Here is a 23,261-nt window from a genome sequence, read left to right as displayed (position 1 = left end):
TACCGGCGGATCTTTCTGGGAAGGTGCTGCCTTGGTCTGTACCGCGACTCAACAGGGTGGTGCGGGCCGATCCCTGCACGACCCCCGGACCCACGAGGTCCGGGCGCACCAGGAAGTGGAACCACCCGTGAGCAGCAAGGACACCGTGGAATCGGTGCAGGCCACCCACCATCCCGAGGTGGCCGGGACGCCCGCGGACGCGGGCGACGCCGGTTACAGCAAGGACCTCAAGGCCCGCCACGTCAACATGATCGCCATCGGTGGCGCCATCGGCACCGGACTCCTCCTGGGCGCCGGTGGCCGCCTGCACAACGCGGGCCCGGCGCTCGCCCTGGCCTACCTGGTCTGCGGCGTCTTCGCCTTCTTCGTCGTCCGGGCCCTGGGCGAGCTGGTCCTGTACCGCCCGTCGTCCGGGTCCTTCGTGTCCTACGCGCGTGAGTTCCTCGGCGAGAAGGGCGCCTACGTCGCCGGCTGGATGTACTTCCTGAACTGGTCGACCACGGGTATCGCCGACATCACCGCGATCGCGCTCTACACGCACTACTGGTCCATGTTCACCACCATCCCCCAGTGGGTGCTCGCCCTGATCGCCCTGGCGGTGGTCCTGGCCGTGAACCTGATCTCGGTGAAGATCTTCGGCGAGATGGAGTTCTGGTTCGCGATCATCAAGGTCGCCACCATCGTCGGCTTCATGCTGATCAGCATTTTCCTGCTCGCCACCCAGCACAAGGTCGGCGGCCACACCCCCGGCCTGAGCGTCATCAGCGACCACGGCGGGCTCTTCCCGCACGGCGCGATGCCGGTCGTCCTCGTCATGCAGGGCGTGATCTTCGCCTACGCCGCCCTGGAGCTGGTCGGCGTCGCCGCCGGTGAGACCGCCGAGCCGGAGAAGGTCGTGCCGCGCGCGGTGAACTCGATCATGTGGCGTGTGGGCCTGTTCTACGTCGGCTCCGTCGTCCTGCTCGCCCTGCTGCTGCCCGGCTCCGTGTACTCCGCCGACGAGAGCCCGTTCGTCACGGTCCTGTCGAAGATCGGCGTCCCGGCGGCCGGTGACGTGATGAACCTGGTCGTGCTGACCGCCGCCATGTCCTCGCTGAACTCCGGCCTGTACTCCACCGGCCGCATCCTGCGCTCCATGGCGATGGCGGGCTCCGCCCCCAAGTTCACCGCCCGCATGAACCGCAACCAGGTGCCCTACGGCGGCATCCTGCTGACCTGCGCGGTCTGCGTGCTCGGCGTCGGGCTGAACTACCTGGTGCCCAGCCAGGCCTTCGAGATCGTGCTGAACGTCGCCTCCCTCGGCATCATCAGCACCTGGGTGATCATCATGCTCTGCCACATGATCTTCGTCCGCCGTGCCCGCGCGGGCCTCACGACCCGGCCGCACTTCCAGCTGAAGTTCAGCCCGGTCACCGAGATCGCCACGATCGCGTTCCTGCTGGTCTGCCTCGGCATGATGTGGAACGACCCCGAGGTCGGCAGGAAGACCATCCTGCTGATTCCGGTGATCGCCGTCATGCTGGTCGCGGGCTGGTTCGGCGTACGCCGCCGGGTGTCGCAGAACACCGACCGGGAGCTGTCCGAGCTCACGAAGTAGCGGTCCGGGAAAAGCCCTGAGTCACTGTCAGTGGCATCACCTACGGTGGCGTCATGTCGGAGATCACGTATGTCCGGGGTGACGCCACCGTGCCGTCGGTCAAGGGCGTCAAGGTGATCGCCCATGTCTGCAACGACATCGGCGGCTGGGGGAAGGGCTTCGTGCTCGCGCTCTCGCGCCGCTGGCCCGAGCCGGAGAAGGCGTACCGCGCCTGGCACCGCGATCGGGCCGGCAACGACTTCGGCCTGGGTGCGGTCCAGTTGGTCCGGGTCGAGCCGTACGTGTGGGTGGCCAACATGATCGGCCAGCGCGGCATCAGGAAGGGCAGCAAGGGCGTCCCGGTCCGCTACGAGGCGATCGGCACCGCCCTCGCCCGCCTCGCCGACGAAGTGATCGGACTCGGTGCGTCCGTGCACATGCCCCGCATAGGCTGCGGCCTGGCGGGCGGCACGTGGTCCCGCATCGAGCCGCTCGTCACCGAGCGGCTGGTCGAGCGAGGGATCCGGGTGACGGTGTACGACCACGGAGAGGGCGGCGGATGAGTACGCACACCCCGGCGACGGACGTTCTGGTGCTGGGCGGAGCCGGCGTGGACACGATCATCCACGTACCCGAACTGCCCCTCCCGTACGCCGACAGCTACATGATCGACTCCGGGATCCGCACCCGGGCCGGACAGACCGGCGACTTCGTCGCGCTGGGCCTCGCCGCACTCGGCCTGCGCACCCACCACGCCGACTTCGTCGGCGACGACCCCGAGGGCGACCTCGTGCGCGCGCTGCACCGCGAGCACGGCGTCGGCCTGACGGCACTGCCGCAGCCCGCCGGCACCAAGCGGGCGGTCAACCTCGTCGGCCCCGACGGCCGCCGCCTGTCCCTGTACGACACCAGCCGCACCCGCCCCGGAGACCGCTTCCCACCGGAGATGCTGCGCATGCTGGCCGGAGCGAGCCGGCACGTGCACGTGACGATCACCCAGCCGTGCGCCGAGGCCCTGCCGGTGCTGGCCGCGACGGGCGTACCCCTGTCCACCGATCTGCACGACTGGGACGGGGACAACGGCTACCACGAGCCGTTCGCCCACGCCGCGGACGTCGTCTTCCTGTCCGCCACCGCGCTGCCCGACCCCGAGCGGACGATGCGGCGCATCGCCGAGCGGGGCCGGGCCGAGGTGGTCGTCGCCACCGCCGGGGCCGCGGGCGCCCATCTGCTGGCCGACGGCGAGCTGACCCATGTGCCCGCGGCGCTGCCGCCCGCGCCGGTGGTGGACTCCAACGGCGCGGGCGACGCCTTCGCCGCCGCGTTCCTCTACGGCCGCCTCATGGGCGAGCCGCCGTGGGTCTGCGCCCGCTACGGCGCGGTCGCGGGCGCGTACGCCTGCACCGTCCCGGCCTCCCGAGCGGAGTCGATGGGCCGGGACGAACTGCTGAAGACGGCGGCGGAGCCGAGACCCTAGACAGTCCGCCGGTCAGTGCCCGTGCGTGTCGTGGATGTCGTTCGTCGCCTCGATCTTCTGCCACGACTTCGGCCGCCCGACGGCCGTACCCGTCTTCACCAGGGCGCGAGCCGCGGGCGCGGCCGGCTTCGACGGCTGGAACAGCCAGGTGTCGAAGAGCGCCGCGAGGGGCTTGCCGGACACCTGCTCGGCGTACTTCTCGAAGTCGCCCACCGAGGCGTTGCCGTACGCGTGCTCCCGCGGCCAGCCCTTCAGGATGCGGAAGAACGCGTCGTCACCGACCTCGTTGCGCAGCGCCTGGATCGCGAGCGCCCCGCGGTCGTAGACGGCGATGTCGAACTGGTCGTCCGGGCCCGGGTCACCGGGCTTCACCGTCCAGAACGCGTCGTCGGCCGGGTGGGAGGCGTACACGTAGTCGGCGAGTTCCTGTGTGGTGCCCTCGCCCTCGTGCTCCGACCACAGCCACTGCGCGTACCGGGCGAAGCCCTCGTTGATCCAGATGTCCTTCCAGCCCTTCAGCGACACGTCGTCGCCGTACCACTGGTGGGCCAGTTCATGCACGACCACCGAGGTGTTGGAGCCGTTCGCGAACTGCTTCGGGCTGTAGTAGACGCGGGTCTGCGTCTCCAGCGCGTACCCGGTGGTGGTGTTCGGCACATAGCCGCCGGCGGTGCTGAACGGGTAGGGACCGAAGTAGCCGCTCAGCCAGTCGACGAGCTCCCCGGTGCGCTCCACGCTCGCCCGTGCGGCACCGTCGTTGTCGCCGAGGTCCTTGCTGTAGGCGTTGATGACGGGCACCCCGCCCTCGGAGGTGCTGGTCGTGATGTCGAACCTGCCGATGGCGAGAGTGGCCAGATAGGTCGCCTGCGGCTTGTTCTGCCGCCAGTTGTAGCGGGTCCAGCCCAGCCGCGAACTCGTCGACTGCAGCGCGCCGTTGGAGAGGGCCTGGGTGCCGTCCGGCACGGCCACCGAGACGTCGTAGGTGGCCTTGTCGCTCGGGTGGTCGTTGCTCGGGAACCACCACCAGGCGGCCTCGGGCTCGTCGGCCGCCACCGCGCCGTCCGGCGTGCGGTGCCAGGTGTTGAAGCCGTACGCGCTCTTCGTCGACGGCACCCCGCTGTAGCGGACGACGACTGTGACCGGTGTGTCCTTGGCGAGCGGGGTCTTCGGCGTGATCACCAGCTCGTGCTGCCCGGAGGTGGTGAAGGCGGTCTTGGCGCCGTTGACCCGTACCTCGCTCACGTCCAGCAGGAAGTCCAGGTCGAAGCTGGACAGATCCTGCGTGGTCCGCGCCGAGATGGTGGCGGTGCCCTGCAGCTCGTCCGTCTTCGGCTCGTAGCGCAGCCTCAGGTCGTAGTGCGAGACGTCGTAGCCGCCGTTGCCGTAGTACGGGTAGTAGGGGTCGCCGATGCCCGGCGCGCCGGGGGAGTAGCTCGCGGCCGATGCCGGGATCGCCAGCAGGAGGGAGGCCGCCGCCAGTGCGCCCGGCGCGATGATTCTGCGGTGCACGTCAGCTCCAAGTCGTCGGGACTTCAGGGCCGTTCGGAACGGCCCTTCGGAGAACTCTGTTCGGAGCCTATTCAGTCCCTCTGGCCTCTGACCTGTCCACGGCCCCTGCCGTCACACGATCGCCATTCGGCCGTCATGAGCCCGCGTGCCGCCGTGAAGCCCTCTGCCACACAGGAGTTCACCGGTAACCGTCCGTCAGGCGGCCGGAAACGCCAGCCCGGCCGCCTCCCGCGCACACCCCCACGCCACCGTGACCCCGGCCCCGCCGTGGCCGTAGTTGTGGACCAGCGCGCGGCCGTCCGGCAGGGGCTGCCGCTCCAGGCGTACCGCCTCGCGGGCCGGGCGCAGGCCCACGCGGTGGGCCAGGACCCGGGCGCCGGCGATCTCCGGCCGGACCGCCGCGCACCGGGACACGATCGCCGCGGCCGTGGCCGGATCCGGCTCAAGGGACCAGTCGTCCTCCTCCGCCGTACCGCCGAGCAGCAGTCCGCCCGGCTGCGGGATGAAGTAGGTGGAGGTGTCGCGGGAGTGGCCGGCCGCGGTGCACCAGGTCGCGATCCCCGGGTTCTCCACGACGACCAGCTGCCCGCGCACCGGACGCACCGCCGGGTCCGGCACCAGCGAACGCGCGCCGAGACCCGCGCAGTTGACGACGACCGGCGCGGGTACCGCGGCGAGGTCGGTCACCTCGCGCGTCTCCACCACCCCTCCGGCCTTCGCGAGCCGCTCCCGCAGCCACGCCAGATGCACCGGCATGTCGATCACCGGCAGCCGGGCCGCGAGACCGCCGGCCACGGCCCGCAGCCCCGGCACCCGGCCCGCCCAGGCGCCCAGTTCGTCCAGCCGGCTCCCGCGGTGTACGCCGTCGACCAGGCGTACGCCCGTCTCCTGCGGCCGGTCCGCCAGTTCCCCGTACACGGCGAGGGACGCGAGCGCCCACGCGCCGACCAGGGGTTTGGGTTCGATGCGGTACGGCCACCACAGCCCGCCGGCGACCGCCGAGGTGGTGCGCTCGGCGGGCTCCCGCGTCCACACCCGCACCCGCCGCCCGGACTCGGCCAGCACCACGGCCGTCGTCAGCCCGGCGACCCCGCTCCCGACCACGATCACTTCGTCACTCGGCTCGCTGTCCACGCCCAGGACGATAGGCCCTGTCCGGCCGACTCTGTCATGCTGCGCTCACATCCGTGCCGGTGTGGGGATACTCACAGCATGTCTGCCGCATACGCGACCTTCGGCCTGACTCCGGCGATCCGCGCCGGCGGTGTGCTCGCCGACGGCGGGTACCAGGTACACCGCGACTTCGTGGACTTCGTCGTGGACGGCCGTCCGCTGCTGTTCCGGCTGTCCGACCTGGACGCCGTCTCCCCGCTGGCCTCGGACGTACCGCCCGCCATCTTCACCGAGCAGGTGCGCGCGCTCCTGCTGGAGGCCGAACCGCCGCTCCCGGACGGCCGGTTCGTCATCTACGGCTGCCCCGAGTGCGCGGACCTGGCCTGCGGAGCGGTCACCGCCGTCATCGAACGCGACGGCGAGGACTACGTCTGGCGGGACTTCGCCTGGCAGACGGACGAGCGCGCCGACCTGGAGCTGAACGGCTACCACGGCATAGGGCCGTTCCGCTTCCGCGGCCCCGAGTACCGCGCCGCCCTGACCTCCCTGAACGAGGGCCCGCCCCGTCGGCGGGTGCTGCTGATCGGCGCCCGGGTCGCGGTCCTGGCCAGGCTGGCCGCCGCGCTGCGCGCCATCGGCATCGGGGCCGACATCATCCAGGACGTCCGGGAGGTCACCGCCGAGGAACTGCGCGGTTACGGCGCGGTCGCCTTCGGCCGCGCGGTCGGCGAGGCCGCACGAGCCGCCGTACTGGGGGCCTTCGAGCGCGCCGGGGCCGACGTCGCCCGGGTGGACGGCCTGGCCCCGATCGTGCCGCTGCTCGTCGCCCAGATCGAGCACGCCCTGGACCGCAGTCCCCTCCCGCAGCGCCGGCTCGCCGGGCTGGCCGCCCCCGGCCGTGCCGCGGAGGTCGAGGTGACCTCGGCGTGCCGGGTGCGGATCACCGCGTACCGCCTCGACCGGCTCTACCGCACCCACACCCGCGAGGTGTTCGACGGTGTCCTCGAGCCCGGCCGGCACCGCGTCCCGCTGGACCCGCGGGCGGTCAGGGGGGAGGCGTACGTCGTCGCCCGTACGACGGGAGGCGTGCTCGCGGCACCGGTCACCGGCGCACGGAAGCAGAGCTGATCCGCGGGTGCCGGGGCCGTTAGGATCGGCGTCCTGATGACTGCCACCCTCGTCGCCAAGAACCTCGCCGCCGGGCACGGCGACCGTTCCCTCTTCTCCGGGCTGGACCTCGTCGTCGCGCCCGGCGACGTGATCGGTCTCGTCGGTGCCAACGGCGCGGGCAAGTCCACCCTGCTGAAGCTGCTCGCCGGACTCGCCCCGCCCGAACAGGGCGAGCTGCGCCTGTCCCCGCCGACCGCGACCGTCGGCCATCTGCCGCAGGAGCCGGAGCGCAGGCCGGGGGAGACCGTGCGGCGGTTCCTGGCCCGCCGCACCGGTGTGGCCGAGGCACAGTGCGTCATGGACGAGGCCACCCAGGCCCTGGTCGACGGCGCGCCCGGCGCCGACGACGCCTACGCGACCGCCCTGGAGCGCTGGCTCGGCCTCGGCGGCGCCGACCTGGAGGAGCGCGCGGAGGAGGTCGCCGACACCCTCGGCCTCGCCGTGGACCTGGACCAGCCGATGACCGCGCTGTCCGGCGGCCAGGCGGCCCGCGCCGGCCTCGCCTCGCTCCTGCTGTCCCGGTACGACGTCTTCCTGCTGGACGAGCCGACCAACGACCTCGACCTCGACGGCCTCGAGCGCCTGGAACGCTTCGTCACCGGTCTGCGCGCCGGCACGGTCGTCGTCAGCCACGACCGCGAGTTCCTCACCCGGACGGTCACCAAGGTCCTCGAACTCGACCTGGCCCAGCGGCAGATCAACCTCTACGGCGGCGGCTACGAGGCCTACCTGGAGGAACGGGACGTCGCCCGGCGGCACGCCCGCGAGGACTACGAGGAGTACGCCGACAAGAAGTCCGCCCTCCAGGACCGTGCGCAGATGCAGCGGGCCTGGATGGACAAGGGCGTGAAGAACGCCCGGCGCAAGTCGGGCAACGACAACGACAAGATCGGCCGCAAGTTCCGCAGCGAGGCCAGTGAGAAGCAGGCCGCCAAGGCGCGGCAGACCCAGCGCATGATCGAGCGCCTGGAGGTGGTCGAGGAGCCCCGCAAGGAGTGGGAGCTGCGCATGGAGATCGCGTCCGCCCCGCGCTCCGGCGCGGTCGTCGCGACCCTGCGCGACGCCGAGGTGCGGCACGGCGACTTCACCTTCGGCCCGGTCACCCTGCAGATCGACTGGGCGGACCGGGTCGCGGTCACCGGGGCCAACGGCGCCGGCAAGTCCACCCTGCTCGGCGCGCTGCTCGGCCGGATCCCGCTCGACGCCGGACACGCCGCGCTCGGGTCGGGCGTCCTGGTCGGCGAGGTCGACCAGGCCCGGGGACTCTTCCACGGCACCGAGAGCCTGCTCGACGCCTTCCGCGCGGCCGTCCCGGACACCGAGCCGGTCGAGGTCCGCACCCTGCTGGCCAAGTTCGGCCTGAAGTCCGACCACGTCCTGCGCCCGGCCGCGACGCTCTCCCCGGGTGAGCGCACCCGCGCCGCCCTGGCCCTCCTCCAGGGCCGGGGCGTCAACCTCCTGGTCCTGGACGAGCCCACCAACCACCTCGACCTGCCCGCCATCGAGCAACTGGAACAGGCCCTCGACGCCTACGAGGGCACCCTGCTCCTGGTCACCCACGACCGCCGCATGCTGGACGCGGTCCGGGTGACGCGCCGCCTGGAGGTCGCCGACGGCAAGGTGACCGAGCGCTAACCCCGGCGCGCCGCGGCCTCCTTCGCCGCCCGCTCGACCCGGCCGGCGTGCCCGGGGTCGTGCGGGGCGACGTTGAGCCCGTCGGGGCGCTGTCCCACCGTCCCGTCGATCAGTTCCCGCACGATGTCGGCGTGTCCGGCGTGCCGCTGGGTCTCGGCGACCATGTGGGTCAGGACCCGGTGCAGCGTGATCTCCGTCGGCGCGCCCGGCACCCGGCCGAGCGCGTCCAGGGGGAGCGCCGCGATGGTCTCGTCCGAGTGGGCGCAGGCCCGCCGGTACAGGTCGACGACGTCCTCGCGGGACTCGTCCGCCCGCGCCCACAGGTCCGCGTCCGGCTCGGCGTCACCGGTGAACCACAAGGGCGTACCGGCGAAGGGCCGGCCGAAGGTCACGCCGAAATACAGGGCCTCGGCGCCGGCCAGGTGCTTGACCAGGCCCAGCAGGTTCGTGCCGGTGGGCGTCAGCGGACGCCGGATGTCGTACTCCTGCAGGCCGTCCAGCTTCCACAGCAGCACGTCACGGGCGTCCTGGAGATACACCAGCAGGTCTGCCTCGGGATCCGTCATGAGCCCAGTCTGCCGACCGGGTGATCACGGTCCACCGAATTCCAGATGCCGGACGGAGGCGCCCTCCGCCGAGGAGGGCGCCTGGCCGGGCGACCGGGGAGAAGGGGCCGGGCCCCCGCGGGGTCAGCGCTTCTTCGGGTCGAGCAGGCCCGCCCGGCGCAGCGCGTCGGCCATCGCGCTGTTGGCCGGCGGCGGGGCATGACGCCCGCCCCGGTCGCCGCCGCGGCCCTCGCGCCGGCCCTGACCGCCGCCCTGCCGCTGCTGCGGCGGACGCGCGCCGCCGCCGCGCTGCTGGCGGCCACCGCCCTGGCCCTGCGCGGCGGCCTCGTCGTCCAGGCGCAGGGTCAGCGCGATCCGCTTGCGCGGGATGTCCACGTCCAGGACCTTCACCTTCACGATGTCACCGGGCTTGGCGACGTCGCGCGGGTCCTTGACGAACGTCCTGGACATCGCCGACACGTGCACCAGGCCGTCCTGGTGCACGCCCACGTCCACGAACGCGCCGAAGGCGGCCACGTTGGTCACCACGCCCTCCAGGATCATCCCGGCGGACAGGTCGGAGATCTTCTCCACGCCCTCCTTGAAGGTGGCCGTCCTGAAGGCGGGACGCGGATCGCGCCCGGGCTTCTCCAGCTCCTTCAGGATGTCCGTCACGGTCGGCAGACCGAAGGTGTCGTCCACGAAGTCGGCGGGCCGCAGCGAACGCAGCACACCGGTGTTGCCGACGAGGGAGGCCACCTCCTGGCCGGTGGTCTTCACCATGCGCCGGACCACCGGGTAGGACTCGGGGTGCACGCTGGAGGCGTCCAGCGGGTCGTCGCCGCCGCGGATGCGCAGGAAGCCCGCGCACTGCTCGTACGCCTTGGGACCGAGCCGTGCCACCTTCTTCAGCTCCGCGCGGGAGGTGAAGGGACCGTTGGCGTCCCGGTGCGCCACGATGTTCTCGGCGAGGCCCGAGGAGATGCCCGAGACCCGCGCGAGCAGCGGCACGGACGCGGTGTTGACGTCCACGCCGACGCCGTTCACACAGTCCTCGACCACCGCGTCCAGCGAGCGGGACAGCTTCGCCTCGGACAGGTCGTGCTGGTACTGGCCGACGCCGATGGACTTCGGGTCGATCTTCACCAGCTCGGCCAGCGGGTCCTGCAGGCGCCGGGCGATGGAGACCGCGCCGCGCAGCGACACGTCCATGTCGGGCAGCTCCTGCGAGGCGTACGGCGACGCCGAGTACACCGACGCGCCCGCCTCGGACACCATCACCTTGGTGAGCTTCAACTCCGGGTGCCTGGTGATCAGTTCACCGGCGAGCTTGTCGGTCTCGCGGGAGGCGGTGCCGTTGCCGATCGCGACCAGCTCGACCGCGTGCTCCTTGGCGAGCCGGGCCAGCTTGGCGATCGCCTCGTCCCACTTGTTGGCCGGGACGTGCGGGTGGATCACGTCCGTGGCGACGACCTTGCCGGTGGCGTCGACCACCGCGACCTTCACGCCCGTACGGAAACCCGGGTCCAGGCCCAGCGTCGCGCGCGTGCCGGCCGGGGCGGCCAGCAGCAGGTCGCGAAGGTTCGCCGCGAAGACGTTCACCGCCTCGTCCTCGGCGGCCGTGCGCAGCCTCAGGCGCAGGTCGATGCCGAGGTGGACCAGGATGCGGGTGCGCCAGGCCCAGCGGACCGTGTCCTGCAGCCACTTGTCGGCCGGGCGGCCCCGGTCGGCGACCCCGAACCGGTGCGCGACGATGCCCTCGTACGACGACGGGCCCTCCGTGGCCTCCTCCGGCTCCAGGACCAGGTCCAGGACCTCCTCCTTCTCGCCGCGCAGCATCGCGAGGATCCGGTGCGAGGGCAGTTCGGTGAACGGCTCGGCGAAGTCGAAGTAGTCGGCGAACTTGGCGCCCGCTTCCTCCTTGCCCTCCCGCACCTTCGCGGCCAGCCGTCCGCGCACCCACATGCGCTCGCGCAGCTCGCCGATCAGGTCGGCGTCCTCCGAGAACCGCTCGGCGAGGATCGCCCGCGCGCCCTCCAGCGCGGCCTGCGGGTCGGCGACGCCCTTGTCGGCGTCCACGAACGCGGCGGCGGCCGCCTGCGGCTCCACCGTCGGGTCGCCCAGCAGGCCCTCCGCCAGCGGTTCGAGACCGGCCTCGCGCGCGATCTGCGCCTTGGTCCGCCGCTTGGGCTTGTAGGGCAGGTAGATGTCCTCCAGCCGCGCCTTGGTCTCGGCGCCGCGGATCCGCGCCTCCAGCTCCGCGGTGAGCTTGCCCTGCTCGCGCACCGACTCCAGGACCGCGGTCCGCCGCTCCTCCAGCTCCCGCAGGTAGCGCAGCCGCTCCTCGAGCGTGCGCAGCTGCGCGTCGTCGAGCATCTCGGTCGCTTCCTTGCGGTAGCGGGCGATGAAGGGCACGGTCGAACCGCCGTCGAGCAGTTCCACCGCGGCCTTCACCTGCCGCTCCCGTACGCCGAGCTCCTCGGCGATCCTGCCTTCGATGGATCCTGCTTCGATGGATCCGGGTGTCGTCACGATCCCGTACCGCCTTCTCCACTGAGGTTGCGCGGCAATTGTGGCAGGTGACACCGACAACCGGGGATCAGGGCGGCTCGTGGCGGGAAGTCGGGGCCGGGTCAGGCACGGCCGCCGTGTGCGGACGACGAGGCTCCGCCGAACAACCGGGCGACCGCCCGGAAGGGCAGCGTGACCACCGTGGCGACGGCGCCGCCGATCTGGCGCAGCACGTCTGCGAGGGCAGCGAACACGGAAATCTCCTCCTGCAGGTCGACTGACGGGCGGGTACCTCACCCGTTCGGCTCCCATGCCCGGCCGTGGCAGAAAAGGTGGGAAACACGTCATTGCGGCCACGCGCACGTCGGCGAAGAATCGAGGGCATGCCGCAGCGCACGCTCCTCTTCGTCCTCTTCGACGGCGTCCAGAGCCTCGACGTCACCGGTCCGCTCGAGGTCTTCGCCGGCGCCGACAAGCACAGCCCGGGCACGTACCAAGTCCGCACGGCCTCCCTGGACGGTCGCCCGGTGACCACCTCCAGCGGCCTGACCCTCGTACCGGACGAGGCGCTCACGACGGCCCCCGATCCGCACACCCTGCTCGTGCCCGGCGGCGAGGGCACGCGGCGCCCGGACCCGCGGCTCGTCGCCTGGCTGCGCGCCCACGGACCGCGCGCGTCGCGTCTGGTGTCGGTGTGCACGGGCGCCATCCTGCTCGCCGCTGCCGGTCTGCTCGACGGCCGACGGGCCACGACCCACTGGGCGTACTGCGACACGCTCGCCCGCGACCACCCGGCCGTCGCCGTGGACCCGGAGCCCATCTACGTCCGGGACGGCCACGTCGCCACCTCGGCCGGGGTGACCTCCGGAATCGACCTGGCCCTCGCCCTGGTCGAGGAGGACCTCGACCGGGACGTCGCCCTCGCCGTCGCCCGCCGCCTGGTGGTGTTCCTGCGCCGGCCCGGCAACCAGGCCCAGTTCAGCGCCCAGCTGGCCGCCCAGACCGCCCGGCGCGAGCCACTGCGGGAGGTCCAGCGGTGGATCAGCGAGCACCCCGCCGGTGACCTGACCGTGGAGTCGCTCGCCGCCCGTGCCCGCCTGTCGCCGCGCCACTTCGCGCGCGCCTTCCGGGAGGAGACCGGCATGACACCCGGCCGCTACGTCGACCGGGTCCGCCTCGAACACGCCCGCCGCCTGCTGGAGGACACCGGCGACGGCATCGAGGAGGTCGCCCGCGCCAGCGGCTACGGCACCCCCGAGGCCATGCGCCGCGCGTTCGTCAGGGTGCTCGGCACGGCCCCGGCCGAGTACCGCCGCCGCTTCCGCCCCGCCCTCGCCCACTGAGCCCGTTGCCGGGGACCGGACCCGGCGGTGCTCGTCCAGTCGCTTTGATCACTGCTCCGCTTGACGGTGACCCCACCGGAAGGACACACGATGCAGATCGCCCTGGTGGTCTACGACCGCTTCACCGCCCTGGACGTCGTCGGACCCTACGAGATCCTCAGCCGGCTCCCGGACGCGCGGCTCACCTTCGTCGCCGAGCGGCCCGGCCCCGTACGCACCGGCACCGGCTTTCTCGCCGTCACCGCGGACAAGGCGCTGGACGAGGTGCCCGGTCCCGACCTCCTGGTGGTCGCGGGCGGTCCCGGCACCAGGGACCAGCTGGAGAACCCGGCCCTGCTGGACTGGCTGCGCAGGGCCGACGCGGCGAGCACGTGGACGACCTCGGTCTGTTCGGGCTCGCTGCTGCTCGCCGCCGCGGGGCTGCTCCGCGACCGCCGGGCGACCAGCCACTGGGCCGCACTGGACCTGTTGAAGGAGTTCGGCGCGGAACCGACGGGCGAGCGGGTCGTGACCGACGGCAAGTACGTCACGGCGGCGGGGGTCTCCGCCGGTATCGACATGGCGCTCACCCTGGCCGGCCGGATCGCGGGCGACGAACACGCCCAGGCGATCCAGCTGATGACCGAGTACGACCCCCAGCCGCCCTACGACGCCGGTTCCCCGCAGAAGGCACCCGAGCACCTCGTCGGGGAACTGCGCGCGGGCGGGCGGTTCAGCCGGACGCGGACACGCTCCAGGTGAAGCGCGGCTGCCGGCGCTCCAGGAACGCGGCGACCCCCTCCGCGGTGTCGGGGTTGCCGCGGGCCCGCTCGGCCCAGTGGGCGTCCCGGTCGGACCGGCCGCCGGCGAACTCCTTGGCCGCGGCCTGAGTGAGCTGGGAGCGGGAGACCAGCACCCGGGTCAACTCCGCGACCCGCTTGTCCAGTTCGCCCTCCGGCAGCACCTCGTCCACCAGCCCGGTGCCGAGCGCCCGCCCGGCGTCGATCAACTCGGCGGTGAACAGCAGGTACTTGGCGGTGGCCGGTCCCACCAGCGACACCAGCCGGCGGGTCGAGGAGGCCGGATAGACGATGCCGAGCCGCGCCGGAGTCACCCCGAACAGCGCGCCCTCCTCCGCCAGCCGCAGATCGCAGGCCGCCGCGAGCTGCGCCCCGCCGCCCACGCAGTGCCCGCGCACGGCGGCCACGGTCGGCTTGGGGAACGCGGCCAGCGCCTCCTCGGCCGCCACGGCGAGTCGCTGTGCCTCCTCCGGGGAGCCCTGGAGCGTGCTGATGTCCGCGCCCGCACAGAAGGTCCGGCCCTCCCCGGTCAGGACCAGCGCCCGCACACCCCCCTCCCGCGCGAACGACTCCAGCAGCGGTGGCAGCGCCCGCCACATCGCGGCGGTCATGGCGTTGCGCTTGGCCGGGTTGCGGATGACGACGGTGGCGACGGCGTCTTCGACGTGGTGCGACAGCTGGGGCTCCATGGCCCGGATGGTATGCACCGGAGCCGTCTCGACCAAGGCCGGGGCCGATGCGCCGGGGCGCGGGCGTTACCGAACCCCGCCCAGCGGGGACAGAACAGTTGAGAACCCGGCAAAGCGGGCCAACCGGGGAGGCGGCGATGACCAAGGCCGGCAAGCGCGCCGACAGCGCCACGAGACTCCACCGCGGCTTCGGCCTGCTCGCCGTGCTCGGTGTGATCCTCGTGCTCGGCGGGATCGCCGGACTCCTCTACACGGCCGCGGTCACGCTCACCTCGATGCTGCTGTTCGGCTGGCTGCTGCTGATCGGCGGGATCGTCGGACTGGTGCACGCCGTGCAGGCCCGTGGCACCAGTTTCTTCTGGCTCGGTGTCATCGTCGCCGCCCTGAACATCGCGGCCGGCGTCGTCGTCATCCGGCTGCCGCACGCCACTGCCGCCGCGCTCACCATGTTCGCGGCGCTGCTGTTCCTCTCCGCCGGCCTCTTCCGGCTGGTCGGCGGCCTGGTCGTGCGCGGACCGCAGCTGGGCTGGACGCTGCTGCTCGGCGCCTTCGACCTGCTGCTCGGGATCCTGGTCCTCGGCTCCTGGCCGAGCAGCAGCCAGTACGTGATCGGAGCCTTCTTCTCGCTCGCCCTGCTCTTCGACGGCCTCGGCCTCGTGGCCACCGGCTACGGCGGGCGGCGTGTCGTCGGGCTCGTCTCGGACCAGGGGCCGACCAAACCCGTACCACCTGACTAGTTCGCGAAGCGGCGTCCGGGCGACAGGAACAGTCCCACACGTGACCGTGTCATACGCACTCGGTCAGAAACCGTTCGATACCCGCTGACTTGTGTTCAGGCCTTCGGGCAGGAGCGGATCGTTACCAACACTCGACGTGTGGTGACAATCGAGCGCGAGGGTGGCGACCGGACGATGGACAACCACGGGCGCGGGGACGACCCGCGCCCAGCGGGGGGCGCCGAGCGGCCGCCCGATCCACTGCCGTACGAGGGCGTCTGGCGGTTCACCGCCGCCGCGGTGGACGCCTCGGTCCCGCAGGCCCGGCACGCCGTACGGGACCTGCTGCTGCGCCAGGGCGTACCGGTCTCCGACGAGCTGGTGTACGGCCTGCTGCTGATCGTCTCCGAACTGGTCACCAACGCGGTCCGGCACGCGGCGCTGCTGTCGCCGACGCTGGCCGTGGAGGTCGCCGTGGGAGCCGAGTGGGTGCGGGTGTCGGTGGAGGACAACCATCCCTACCGCCCGACCGCGCTGGAGGCCGACCACGGCCAGACCGGCGGCCGGGGCCTGCTCCTGGTCCGCGAGGTGGCGCGGGAGGCGGGCGGGACGGTCGACGTGGCGCACACCGCGAGCGGCGGCAAGGTGATCTGGGCCGCCCTGCCGCTCAAGCCCGTGGGTCTGCCGTAGCACGCCCGAGCCCGCGGGTCCGCCGCGGCACCGCAGGCCCCGGTGCCCCGGTGGGAGCGCTCACCAGCCCGCGGTCGGGCCCGTCAGTTCCCTGATCGCCGGGCGGGCCGCGTCCAGGACGGTCATGAACCAGGCCGAGAACGGGTCGCGCGCATGCCGTTCGGCCAGCTCGTCCGCCGTCACGAAGGCCGTCCGGCCGACCTCCTCCGCGTCGGGGTCGAGCGGTGCCTGCACCAGACCCACGAACAGGTGGTTGTACTCCTGCTCGACCAGGCCCGAGGCCGGGTCCGGGTGGTTGTAGCGCACCGTGCCCGCCTCCGCGAGCAGCGAGGGGGACACGCCCAGCTCCTCGAACGTGCGCCGGGCGGCGGCGGCGAACGGCGCCTCACCCGGATAGGGGTGGCCGCAGCAGGTGTTGGACCACACGCCGGGGGAGTGGTATTTGCCGAGCGCCCGCTGCTGGAGCAGCAGCCTGCCCTGCTCGTCGAAGAGGAACACCGAGAAGGCGCGGTGCAGCTGTCCCGGCGGCTGGTGGGCGGCGAGCTTCTCCGCCGTACCGATCGTCACACCCTTCTCGTCGACCAGTTCCAGCAAAATCGCCTCTGCGGTGCCATTCGACGAGCTGTGCGTCGCGGTGGCAGGTGTGATCGGCATACCCATCCTTCGCTTCGGTCTTTCGCACCCCAAGTCTGCCGTACGAATCCGGCACTCCCGGCACTTCCCCGCACGTCCGCGCGCGGCGTGGCACCGGAACCCGGACCCGGTAGATCATCGTGCCCGGCCAGGAGAGGAGAGAACCGTCCGGGGCGGGTGTCGAACGTGTGTGCGTTCGATCAGTGGCAGAGCCGTGCCTCGTGCTCCGCGTGGCCGCCGGGCTCCAGCTGGAAGGTGCAGTGCTCCACGTCGAAGTGATCGCCGAGGCAGCCCTGCAGCTCGTGCAGCAGCTTCTCGTGGCCGACCGCGCTGAGCACCTCGGAGCTGACCACCACGTGCGCCGACAGCACCGGCATGCCGGAGGTGATCGTCCAGGCGTGCAGATCGTGTACGTCCTCCACGCCGTCCAGCGCCAGGATGTGCGCCCGCACCTCGGCCATGTCGACGCCCCTCGGCGCCGACTCCAGCAGCACGTCCAGCGTCTCGCGCAGCAGCTTCAGCGTCCGGGGCACGATCATCACGCCGATGAGCAGCGAGGCGACCGGGTCGGCGCCCTGCCAGCCGGTGGTCAGGATCACCACGGCCGAGACCAGCACCGCGAACGAGCCCAGCGCGTCCGCGGCGACCTCCAGGAAGGCGCCGCGCACGTTCAGGCTCTCCTTCTGGCCGCGCATCAGCAGGGTCAGCGAGACGGAGTTCGCGACCAGGCCGATGAGGCCGAACACGACCATCAGGCCGCCGCGGGTCTGCGCGGGCGTCATGAACCGCTCGACGGCCTCGTACAGCACGTATCCGCCGACCCCGAGCAGCAGCACACAGTTGGCCAGCGCGGCCAGGATCTCGGCGCGTGCGTAGCCGAAGGTGCGGTTGGCGCTCGCCGGGCGGTTCGCGAAGCGGATCGCGAGCAGGGCCATGCCGAGGCCCACCGCGTCGGTCGCCATGTGCGCCGCGTCCGCGATCAGCGCGAGCGAGTCGGCGGCCAGACCGCCGACGATCTCCACCACCATGATCGTGAGCGTGATGCCCAGCGCGATGCGCAACCTGCCCCGGTACGCGGCCGCGGCCGTACCCGTGGCCGGCGCATGGCTGTGCGCGTGCCCGTGGTCGTGCCCTGCCCCCATGGCAACCGCCCTTTCCGTGGTCCGTACGGCAGGGCCAAGTGAACTACGGGTGGGGGGTATGGGGCAACGCGGCACTGAACACCGTTGTCATGTGCCCTGACCTGCGGAAACGTTCCGCAGGTCAGGGTGGGTGCGGGTCGGCTGCGCGGCTCAGGCGCCGTGGTGCAGCCGCCAGCCCTGCCAGGCCGACTCCACCATCTCGCGCACCCCGCGCCCGGCCCGCCAGCCCAGCTGCTCGGCGGCTCGTTCGGCCGAGGCGACCGCGCGGGGCGCGTCCCCCGGCCGGCGCCCCTCCACCACCGGCTCCCGGCGGTCCCCGGTGACCTCTCCGATCAGCGTGACCAGTTCGCGCACCGAGACGCCCTCGCCCCGCCCGATGTTCAGCGTCAGATCGCCGTACGGGCCCCCGCCCGCGAGTCGGCGCGCCGCCGCGAGATGGGCCTCCGCGAGGTCGGCCACATGGATGTAGTCCCTGATGCAGGTGCCGTCCGGCGTCGGGTAGTCGTCACCGAAGATCCGCGGAGCCTCGTCGCGGGTGAGCCGGTCGAAGACCATCGGCACGACGTTGAACACGCCCGTGTCCGCGAGCTCGGGTGCCGCGGCGCCCGCCACGTTGAAGTACCGCAGGCACACCGTGGAGATCCCGTGTGCCTTTCCGGCCGCCCGCACCAGCCACTCCCCGGCCAGCTTGGTCTCGCCGTAGGGGTTCACCGGCGCGCACGGGGTGTCCTCGGTGATCAGGTCCACGTCCGGGTTGCCGTACACCGCCGCCGACGAGGAGAACACGAGCCGCCGGACGCCCGCCCGGGCGACCGCGTCCAGGAGTGTGGCCAGTCCGCCGACGTTCTCCCGGTAGTAGCGGGTGGGCTGCGCCACCGACTCGGCGACCTGCTTGCGCGCCGCGAGGTGGACGACGCCCGTGACGCCGTACTCCGCGAAGACCCTCTCCAGCAGCTCGCCGTCCAGTGTCGAGCCCCGGACGAGCGGGACGTCCGCCGGGAGCCGCCCGGGCACCGCCGCCGACAGGTCGTCCAGCGCCACGACGCTCTCCTCGGCGCCGGCCATGGCCCGTGCCACATGCGCCCCGATGTATCCGGCCCCGCCGGTGATCAGCCACGTCATGGTCGTCCAGCCTATGCGGCCCGTCCGCCTGTCCCGGTTGCCCGGGTCTGCGCCCGACGGTTTGTGGGCCGGGCCCCCGATCCCCGATGATGATCGCGGCAAAGGCCGGGGCAGCCCCCGTGGACCGGGCCGTGAACGGCCGGTGAACAAGGGTTCCCGCCCATCCGATAGCCTCTGCCGACATGCCGCCCGGGTGCCGCAGGCAGGGCGCCCCATCACGTGAGAGACCGGCGCCCGCGCGTCGGCACCCAGGGAGTGAGTTCGGTTGTCGACCGCCATCGTCTCCGGTCAGCCGGTCCCCGGATCGTCCCTCGAGAACGATCTGCGGTCGCTCGGCTTCGACGTCCGGGTGGCGGCGGACGAGGCCGAGGCCGAGACCCTGCTCGCCGCCGCTCCGGCCGGTGACCGCGTGGCCCTGGTCGACGCCCGCTTCGTCGGCCACCGGCACGCCCTCCGCCTCGGCCTGACCGACCCGCGCTTCCCGCTCTGCGCCGTGCCCGGCGCCGTCACCGCCCAGCCGGCCGCCCGGCAGGCGCTGACCCGCGCGGTGGCCCGCGAGACCTCCGCCGGCGGCGGCACCGCGCTGGCCGTGGACAGCCTCGCCGACCGCATCGTCACCGCCCTCGGCAGCGACGGCTGCGAGGTGCACCGGCCTGAGCTCGGCAGCCTGGTCGCCGCCGTCCCCGCCGACCCGCAGGCCCGCAACGAGGCACGCCAGTCGGTCGCCGCCGTCGACGACGAGGCCGTACGCCTGAAGTCGGCCGTGAAGTCCCGCGACGGCTTCTTCACCACCTTCTTCATCAGCCCTTACTCGCGCTACATCGCCCGCTGGTGCGCCCGCCGGGGCCTGACCCCGAACCAGGTCACCACGGCCTCGCTGCTCACCGCCCTGATCGCGGCGGGCTGCGCGGCGACCGGCACCCGGGGCGGATTCGTCGCCGCCGGTGTGCTGCTGATCGCCTCCTTCGTGCTGGACTGCACCGACGGCCAGCTCGCCCGCTACGCCCTGAAGTACTCCACCCTCGGCGCCTGGCTCGACGCCACCTTCGACCGGGCCAAGGAGTACGCCTACTACGCCGGACTCGCCCTCGGCGCGGCCCGCGGCGGCCACGACGACGTGTGGGCCCTCGCGCTCGGCGCGATGGTCCTGCAGACCTGCCGGCACGTGGTCGACTTCTCCTTCAACGAGGCCAACCACGACGCCACCGCCAACACCAGCCCCACCGCCGCCCTCTCCGACAAGCTGGACAGCGTCGGCTGGACGGTGTGGGTGCGCCGGATGATCGTGCTGCCGATCGGTGAGCGCTGGGCGCTGATAGCGGTCCTGACGGCGGCAACGACCCCCCGCATCACCTTCTACGTGCTGCTCGCCGGGTGCGCCTTCGCGGCGACGTACACCACGGCCGGGCGGGTGCTGCGCTCGGTGACGCGGAAGGCGACGCGCACGGACCGGGCGGCGCAGGCGCTGGCGGACCTCGCCGACAACGGCCCGCTCGCCTCGCTCGTGGCGCGGGCCACCCGGGCCCGCCTCGGCACTCCGCCGGTCGTGGCCCTGGCCGGCACCGCCGTCCTCGCGGTGTCTCTCTTCTCCGGGGTGACCTGGGCACCCGTCGCCGGTGCCGTCGTCTACGCGAGCACCGCGGGACAGGCGCTGCGGGGCCCCCTCAAGGGCCCTCTGGACTGGCTGGTCCCGCCGCTCTTCCGCGCGGCCGAATACGGCACTGTCCTGGTCCTCGCGAGCAAAGCAGGGGTGAACGGCGCCCTCCCGGCGGCTTTCGGCCTGGTGGCCGCCGTCGCCTACCATCACTACGACACGGTGTACCGCATCCGCGGCAACGCCGGAGCGCCCCCGGCCTGGCTGGTGCGCTCCATCGGGGGGCACGAGGGGCGGACGCTGCTCGTCACGGTCCTGGCCGCGGCGCTCACCGCCTCGCAGTTCACGGTCGCGCTCACGGTGCTCGCCGTGGCCGTCGCCCTCGTGGTGCTCGTCGAGAGCATCCGCTTCTGGGTGTCCGCTGGGGCGCCCGCCGTACACGACGAAGGAGAACCCGCATGATCGGCCTCGTGCTGGCGGCCGGCGCCGGACGGCGTCTGCGCCCCTACACCGACACCCTGCCCAAGGCGCTGGTGCCGGTGGGGCCCGCGGGCATAGAGGGCGAACCGACCGTGCTGGACCTCACCCTCGCCAACTTCGCCGAGGTCGGCCTGACCGAGGTCGCGATCATCGTCGGCTACCGCAAGGAGGCCGTCTACGAGCGCAAGGCGGCCCTGGAGCGGAAGTACGGCCTCAAGCTCACCCTGATCGACAACGACAAGGCCGAGGAGTGGAACAACGCCTACTCCCTGTGGTGCGGACGTGACGCCCTCAAGGACGGCGTGATCCTCGCCAACGGCGACACCGTCCACCCGGTCTCCGTCGAGAAGACCCTGCTCGCCGCGCGCGGCGAGGGCAAGCGGATCATCCTCGCCCTGGACACGGTGAAGAGCCTGGCCGACGAGGAGATGAAGGTCGTCGTCGACCCCGAGAAGGGCATGACGAAGATCACCAAGCTGATGGACCCCGCCGAGGCCACCGGCGAGTACATCGGCGTCACCCTGATCGAGGGCGACGCCGCCCCCGAACTGGCCGACGCGCTGAAGACGGTCTGGGAGACGGACCCGCAGCAGTTCTACGAGCACGGGTACCAGGAGCTCGTCAACCGCGGCTTCCGGATCGACGTGGCGCCGATCGGCGACGTCCAGTGGGTCGAGATCGACAACCACGACGACCTCGCCAGGGGACGGGAGATCGCGTGCCGCTACTGACCCGGCTCATTCCCTCGCCGGTCGTCGTGGACATCCGCCCGGGTGCCCTGGACGACCTGGCCTGTGTCCTCGCCGACGAGCGCATCGCGCAGTCCGGCCGGCTGGCCGTCGCCGTCAGCGGCGGCTCCGGCGCCAGGCTGCGCGAACGCATCGCCCCCTCGCTGCCCGGCGCCAGCTGGTACGAGGTCGGCGGCGGCACCCTCGACGACGCCATCCGGCTGGCCGGCGAGATGAAGTCCGGCCACTACGACGCGGTGGTCGGGCTCGGCGGCGGCAAGATCATCGACTGCGCCAAGTTCGCCGCGGCGCGCATCGGCCTGCCCCTGGTCGCCGTGCCGACGAACCTCGCGCACGACGGCCTGTGCTCGCCGGTCGCCACGCTCGACAACGACGCGGGACGCGGCTCCTACGGCGTGCCCAACCCGATCGCGGTCGTCATCGACCTGGACGTGATCCGCGAGGCCCCGGCCCGCTTCGTCCGGGCCGGCATCGGCGACGCGATCTCCAACATCAACGCGGTCGCGGACTGGGAGCTGTCCAACCGTGTCAACGGCGAGAAGATCGACGGTCTCGCCGCTGCCATGGCCCGCCAGGCCGGCGAGGCGGTCCTGCGCCACCCCGGCGGCATCGGCGACAACGGCTTCCTCCAGGTGCTCGCCGAGGCGCTGGTCCTCAGCGGCATCTCGATGTCGATCTCCGGCGACTCCCGCCCCTCCTCGGGCTCCTGCCACGAGATCAACCACGCCTTCGACCTGCTGTTCCCCAAGCGGGCGGCCGCCCACGGCGAACAGTGCGGGCTCGGCGCGGCCTTCGCGATGTACCTGCGCGGGGCCCACGAGGAGGCCGTCCACACGGGCGAGGTACTGCGTCGGCACGGGCTTCCCGTGCTGCCGGAGGAGATCGGCTTCAGCGTGGACGAGTTCGTCCGCGTGGTCGAGTTCGCCCCGGAGACCCGCCCCGGCCGCTACACGATCCTCGAACACCTCGACCTCAAGACGAACCAGATCAAGGACATCTACGCCGACTATGTCAAGGCCATCGGTAGCTGAACTCCGTCCGGTCGTCCACCCCGCGGGGGTGAAGGACCGGCGCAGCGGTGAGCACTGGATGGGACGCCTCTACATGCGCGAGGTGTCCCTGCGGGTCGACCGCTACCTGGTGAACACCAGGGTCACGCCCAACCAGCTCACGTACCTGATGACCGTCTTCGGCGTGCTCGCGGCCCCGGCACTCCTGGTGCCGGGGATCTGGGGCGCCGTGCTCGGCGTGGTCTGCGTCCAGATGTACCTGCTGCTGGACTGCGTCGACGGCGAGATCGCGCGCTGGAAGAAGCAGTACTCGCTGAACGGCGTCTACCTGGACCGGGTCGGCGCCTACCTGACCGACGCCGCCGTGCTCGTGGGCTTCGGGCTGCGCGCCGCCGACCTGTGGGGCGGCGGCCGCATCGACTGGCTGTGGGCCTTCCTCGGCACGCTGGCCGCGCTCGGCGCGATCCTCGTCAAGGCCGAGACCGACCTGGTCGGCGTCGCCCGGCACCAGGCCGGCAAGCCGCCGGTCAAGGAGGCCGCCTCCGAGATGCGCTCCTCCGGCATGGCGCTGGCCCGCAGGGCCGCCGCGATGCTGAAGTTCCACCGGCTGATCCTCGGCATCGAGGCGTCCCTGCTCATCCTGGTGCTGGCGGTCGCCGACCAGGTGCGCGGCGACCTGTTCCTCTCCCGGCTGGGCGTCGCGGTGCTGGCCGGCATCGCCCTGCTGCAGACCCTGCTGCACCTGGTGTCCATCCTCGCCTCCAGCAGGCTGAAGTGA

The 23,261-nt window shown here is 72.3% G+C and carries 22 protein-coding genes; 13 read left to right on the top strand and 9 right to left on the bottom strand.

Going from position 1 to position 23,261, the window contains the following annotated elements:
* Positions 1 to 145 precede the first annotated feature (145 nt).
* From AB0D93_RS21075 to AB0D93_RS21065, 3 genes are read left to right on the top strand one after another with little or no spacing between them, the layout of a single operon-like run.
* On the top strand, positions 146 to 1,597 hold the full coding sequence (locus AB0D93_RS21075; protein ID WP_362121527.1) for an amino acid permease: 1,452 nt from the start codon (positions 146 to 148) through the stop codon (positions 1,595 to 1,597).
* A 53-nt stretch (positions 1,598 to 1,650) separates the two neighbouring features.
* Positions 1,651 to 2,139 (top strand): macro domain-containing protein, encoded by a 489-nt coding sequence (locus AB0D93_RS21070; protein WP_362121377.1) that lies wholly within the window; start codon positions 1,651 to 1,653, stop codon positions 2,137 to 2,139.
* A complete protein-coding gene (locus tag AB0D93_RS21065) occupies positions 2,136 to 3,053 on the top strand; it encodes a PfkB family carbohydrate kinase (protein ID WP_362121375.1) in 918 nt (305 codons plus the stop codon). Before AB0D93_RS21070 ends, AB0D93_RS21065 begins: the two co-directional genes overlap by 4 nt.
* A gap of 12 nt (positions 3,054 to 3,065) precedes the next feature.
* On the opposite strand, the gene AB0D93_RS21060 is transcribed toward AB0D93_RS21065, so the two are convergent.
* A complete protein-coding gene (locus tag AB0D93_RS21060; protein WP_362121373.1) occupies positions 3,066 to 4,562 on the bottom strand; it encodes a M1 family metallopeptidase in 1,497 nt (498 codons plus the stop codon).
* A gap of 195 nt (positions 4,563 to 4,757) precedes the next feature.
* Positions 4,758 to 5,672 carry an FAD-dependent oxidoreductase gene (locus tag AB0D93_RS21055; RefSeq protein ID WP_362121526.1) on the bottom strand — a complete coding sequence of 305 codons (915 nt, stop codon included), beginning with the start codon at positions 5,670 to 5,672 and terminating at the stop codon, positions 4,758 to 4,760.
* Positions 5,673 to 5,774: 102 nt separating this feature from the next.
* On the opposite strand from AB0D93_RS21055, the gene AB0D93_RS21050 reads away from it, so the two are divergent.
* On the top strand, positions 5,775 to 6,803 hold the full coding sequence (locus AB0D93_RS21050) for an oxidoreductase (protein WP_362121371.1): 1,029 nt from the start codon (positions 5,775 to 5,777) through the stop codon (positions 6,801 to 6,803).
* A gap of 36 nt (positions 6,804 to 6,839) precedes the next feature.
* On the top strand, positions 6,840 to 8,480 hold the full coding sequence (locus AB0D93_RS21045; RefSeq protein ID WP_362121369.1) for an ABC-F family ATP-binding cassette domain-containing protein: 1,641 nt from the start codon (positions 6,840 to 6,842) through the stop codon (positions 8,478 to 8,480).
* Here the strand turns inward: AB0D93_RS21045 and AB0D93_RS21040 are convergent.
* The 3 genes from AB0D93_RS21040 to AB0D93_RS21030 form a co-directional block, all read right to left on the bottom strand.
* Positions 8,477 to 9,046, bottom strand: coding sequence for a DinB family protein (locus AB0D93_RS21040; RefSeq protein ID WP_362121368.1), 570 nt, complete (start codon positions 9,044 to 9,046; stop codon positions 8,477 to 8,479). The genes AB0D93_RS21045 and AB0D93_RS21040 overlap by 4 nt on opposite strands.
* 123 nt (positions 9,047 to 9,169) lie before the next feature.
* Positions 9,170 to 11,557: a Tex family protein gene (locus AB0D93_RS21035; protein ID WP_362121366.1), complete on the bottom strand. Its 2,388-nt coding sequence runs from the start codon at positions 11,555 to 11,557 to the stop codon at positions 9,170 to 9,172.
* Positions 11,558 to 11,658: 101 nt separating this feature from the next.
* Positions 11,659 to 11,790, bottom strand: coding sequence for an LPFR motif small protein (locus AB0D93_RS21030; RefSeq protein ID WP_362121364.1), 132 nt, complete (start codon positions 11,788 to 11,790; stop codon positions 11,659 to 11,661).
* 129 nt (positions 11,791 to 11,919) lie between these two features.
* On the opposite strand from AB0D93_RS21030, the gene AB0D93_RS21025 reads away from it, so the two are divergent.
* Together AB0D93_RS21025 and AB0D93_RS21020 are read left to right on the top strand one after the other, a co-directional pair.
* Positions 11,920 to 12,879, top strand: coding sequence for a GlxA family transcriptional regulator (locus AB0D93_RS21025; protein WP_362121362.1), 960 nt, complete (start codon positions 11,920 to 11,922; stop codon positions 12,877 to 12,879).
* Positions 12,880 to 12,969: 90 nt separating this feature from the next.
* Positions 12,970 to 13,620: a DJ-1/PfpI family protein gene (locus tag AB0D93_RS21020; RefSeq protein WP_362121360.1), complete on the top strand. Its 651-nt coding sequence runs from the start codon at positions 12,970 to 12,972 to the stop codon at positions 13,618 to 13,620.
* On the opposite strand, the gene AB0D93_RS21015 is transcribed toward AB0D93_RS21020, so the two are convergent.
* Entirely contained in the window at positions 13,592 to 14,347 is a 756-nt protein-coding gene (locus AB0D93_RS21015) for an enoyl-CoA hydratase/isomerase family protein (RefSeq protein WP_362121359.1), read from the bottom strand. The two genes, AB0D93_RS21020 and AB0D93_RS21015, sit on opposite strands and share 29 nt — an antisense overlap.
* A 137-nt stretch (positions 14,348 to 14,484) precedes the next feature.
* Here AB0D93_RS21015 and AB0D93_RS21010 point away from each other — a divergent pair, with 137 nt between their 5' ends.
* Complete coding sequence (locus AB0D93_RS21010; protein WP_362121357.1) at positions 14,485 to 15,084, top strand: DUF308 domain-containing protein; 600 nt, start codon at positions 14,485 to 14,487, stop codon at positions 15,082 to 15,084.
* Between the two features lie 174 nt (positions 15,085 to 15,258).
* On the top strand, positions 15,259 to 15,753 hold the full coding sequence (locus AB0D93_RS21005) for an ATP-binding protein (protein ID WP_362121525.1): 495 nt from the start codon (positions 15,259 to 15,261) through the stop codon (positions 15,751 to 15,753).
* Positions 15,754 to 15,813: 60 nt separating this feature from the next.
* Here the strand turns inward: AB0D93_RS21005 and idi are convergent, their stop codons facing one another.
* The 3 genes from idi to galE form a co-directional block, all read right to left on the bottom strand.
* Positions 15,814 to 16,407, bottom strand: a complete 594-nt coding sequence (idi, locus tag AB0D93_RS21000; protein ID WP_362121355.1) for an isopentenyl-diphosphate Delta-isomerase — start codon at positions 16,405 to 16,407, stop codon at positions 15,814 to 15,816.
* Between the two features lie 179 nt (positions 16,408 to 16,586).
* The gene (locus AB0D93_RS20995) at positions 16,587 to 17,528 is read right to left on the bottom strand and encodes a cation diffusion facilitator family transporter (protein ID WP_362121353.1); all 942 of its coding nucleotides are present in this window, start codon (positions 17,526 to 17,528) and stop codon (positions 16,587 to 16,589) included.
* Positions 17,529 to 17,678: 150 nt separating this feature from the next.
* Positions 17,679 to 18,650 (bottom strand): UDP-glucose 4-epimerase GalE, encoded by a 972-nt coding sequence (galE, locus tag AB0D93_RS20990; RefSeq protein ID WP_362121351.1) that lies wholly within the window; start codon positions 18,648 to 18,650, stop codon positions 17,679 to 17,681.
* Positions 18,651 to 18,915: 265 nt separating this feature from the next.
* On the opposite strand from galE, the gene AB0D93_RS20985 reads away from it, so the two are divergent.
* The 4 genes from AB0D93_RS20985 to AB0D93_RS20970 are packed head-to-tail and all read left to right on the top strand — an operon-like array spanning position 18,916 to position 23,261.
* Positions 18,916 to 20,706, top strand: a complete 1,791-nt coding sequence (locus tag AB0D93_RS20985; protein ID WP_362121349.1) for a DUF5941 domain-containing protein — start codon at positions 18,916 to 18,918, stop codon at positions 20,704 to 20,706.
* Positions 20,703 to 21,455, top strand: coding sequence for a phosphocholine cytidylyltransferase family protein (locus AB0D93_RS20980; RefSeq protein WP_362121347.1), 753 nt, complete (start codon positions 20,703 to 20,705; stop codon positions 21,453 to 21,455). The genes AB0D93_RS20985 and AB0D93_RS20980 overlap by 4 nt, the downstream gene beginning before the upstream one ends.
* The gene (locus AB0D93_RS20975; RefSeq protein ID WP_362121345.1) at positions 21,443 to 22,504 is read left to right on the top strand and encodes an iron-containing alcohol dehydrogenase family protein; all 1,062 of its coding nucleotides are present in this window, start codon (positions 21,443 to 21,445) and stop codon (positions 22,502 to 22,504) included. The genes AB0D93_RS20980 and AB0D93_RS20975 overlap by 13 nt, the downstream gene beginning before the upstream one ends.
* The gene (locus AB0D93_RS20970; protein ID WP_362121343.1) at positions 22,482 to 23,261 is read left to right on the top strand and encodes a CDP-alcohol phosphatidyltransferase family protein; all 780 of its coding nucleotides are present in this window, start codon (positions 22,482 to 22,484) and stop codon (positions 23,259 to 23,261) included. The genes AB0D93_RS20975 and AB0D93_RS20970 overlap by 23 nt, the downstream gene beginning before the upstream one ends.

Source organism: Streptomyces sp. NPDC048191, assembly GCF_040652655.1.
Taxonomy (GTDB): Bacteria; Actinomycetota; Actinomycetes; order Streptomycetales; family Streptomycetaceae; genus Streptomyces.
Note: the sequence above shows the minus strand (reverse complement) of the source record. Positions and strands in the feature narration are given on the sequence as shown.

Bases quoted from the DNA above. Each gene is read 5' to 3' on its own strand.
- AB0D93_RS21070 (WP_362121377.1), top strand. From the start codon at position 1,651: ATGTCGGAGATCACGTATGTCCGGGGTGACGCCACCGTGCCGTCGGTC.
- AB0D93_RS21065 (WP_362121375.1), top strand. From the start codon at position 2,136: ATGAGTACGCACACCCCGGCGACGGACGTTCTGGTGCTGGGCGGAGCC.
- AB0D93_RS21050 (WP_362121371.1), top strand. From the start codon at position 5,775: ATGTCTGCCGCATACGCGACCTTCGGCCTGACTCCGGCGATCCGCGCC.
- AB0D93_RS21045 (WP_362121369.1), top strand. From the start codon at position 6,840: ATGACTGCCACCCTCGTCGCCAAGAACCTCGCCGCCGGGCACGGCGAC.
- AB0D93_RS21040 (WP_362121368.1), bottom strand. From the start codon at position 9,046: ATGACGGATCCCGAGGCAGACCTGCTGGTGTATCTCCAGGACGCCCGT.
- AB0D93_RS21025 (WP_362121362.1), top strand. From the start codon at position 11,920: ATGCCGCAGCGCACGCTCCTCTTCGTCCTCTTCGACGGCGTCCAGAGC.
- AB0D93_RS21020 (WP_362121360.1), top strand. From the start codon at position 12,970: ATGCAGATCGCCCTGGTGGTCTACGACCGCTTCACCGCCCTGGACGTC.
- AB0D93_RS21015 (WP_362121359.1), bottom strand. From the start codon at position 14,347: ATGGAGCCCCAGCTGTCGCACCACGTCGAAGACGCCGTCGCCACCGTC.
- AB0D93_RS21010 (WP_362121357.1), top strand. From the start codon at position 14,485: ATGACCAAGGCCGGCAAGCGCGCCGACAGCGCCACGAGACTCCACCGC.
- AB0D93_RS21005 (WP_362121525.1), top strand. From the start codon at position 15,259: ATGGACAACCACGGGCGCGGGGACGACCCGCGCCCAGCGGGGGGCGCC.
- idi (WP_362121355.1), bottom strand. From the start codon at position 16,407: ATGCCGATCACACCTGCCACCGCGACGCACAGCTCGTCGAATGGCACC.
- AB0D93_RS20995 (WP_362121353.1), bottom strand. From the start codon at position 17,528: ATGGGGGCAGGGCACGACCACGGGCACGCGCACAGCCATGCGCCGGCC.
- galE (WP_362121351.1), bottom strand. From the start codon at position 18,650: ATGACGTGGCTGATCACCGGCGGGGCCGGATACATCGGGGCGCATGTG.
- AB0D93_RS20980 (WP_362121347.1), top strand. From the start codon at position 20,703: ATGATCGGCCTCGTGCTGGCGGCCGGCGCCGGACGGCGTCTGCGCCCC.
- AB0D93_RS20970 (WP_362121343.1), top strand. From the start codon at position 22,482: ATGTCAAGGCCATCGGTAGCTGAACTCCGTCCGGTCGTCCACCCCGCG.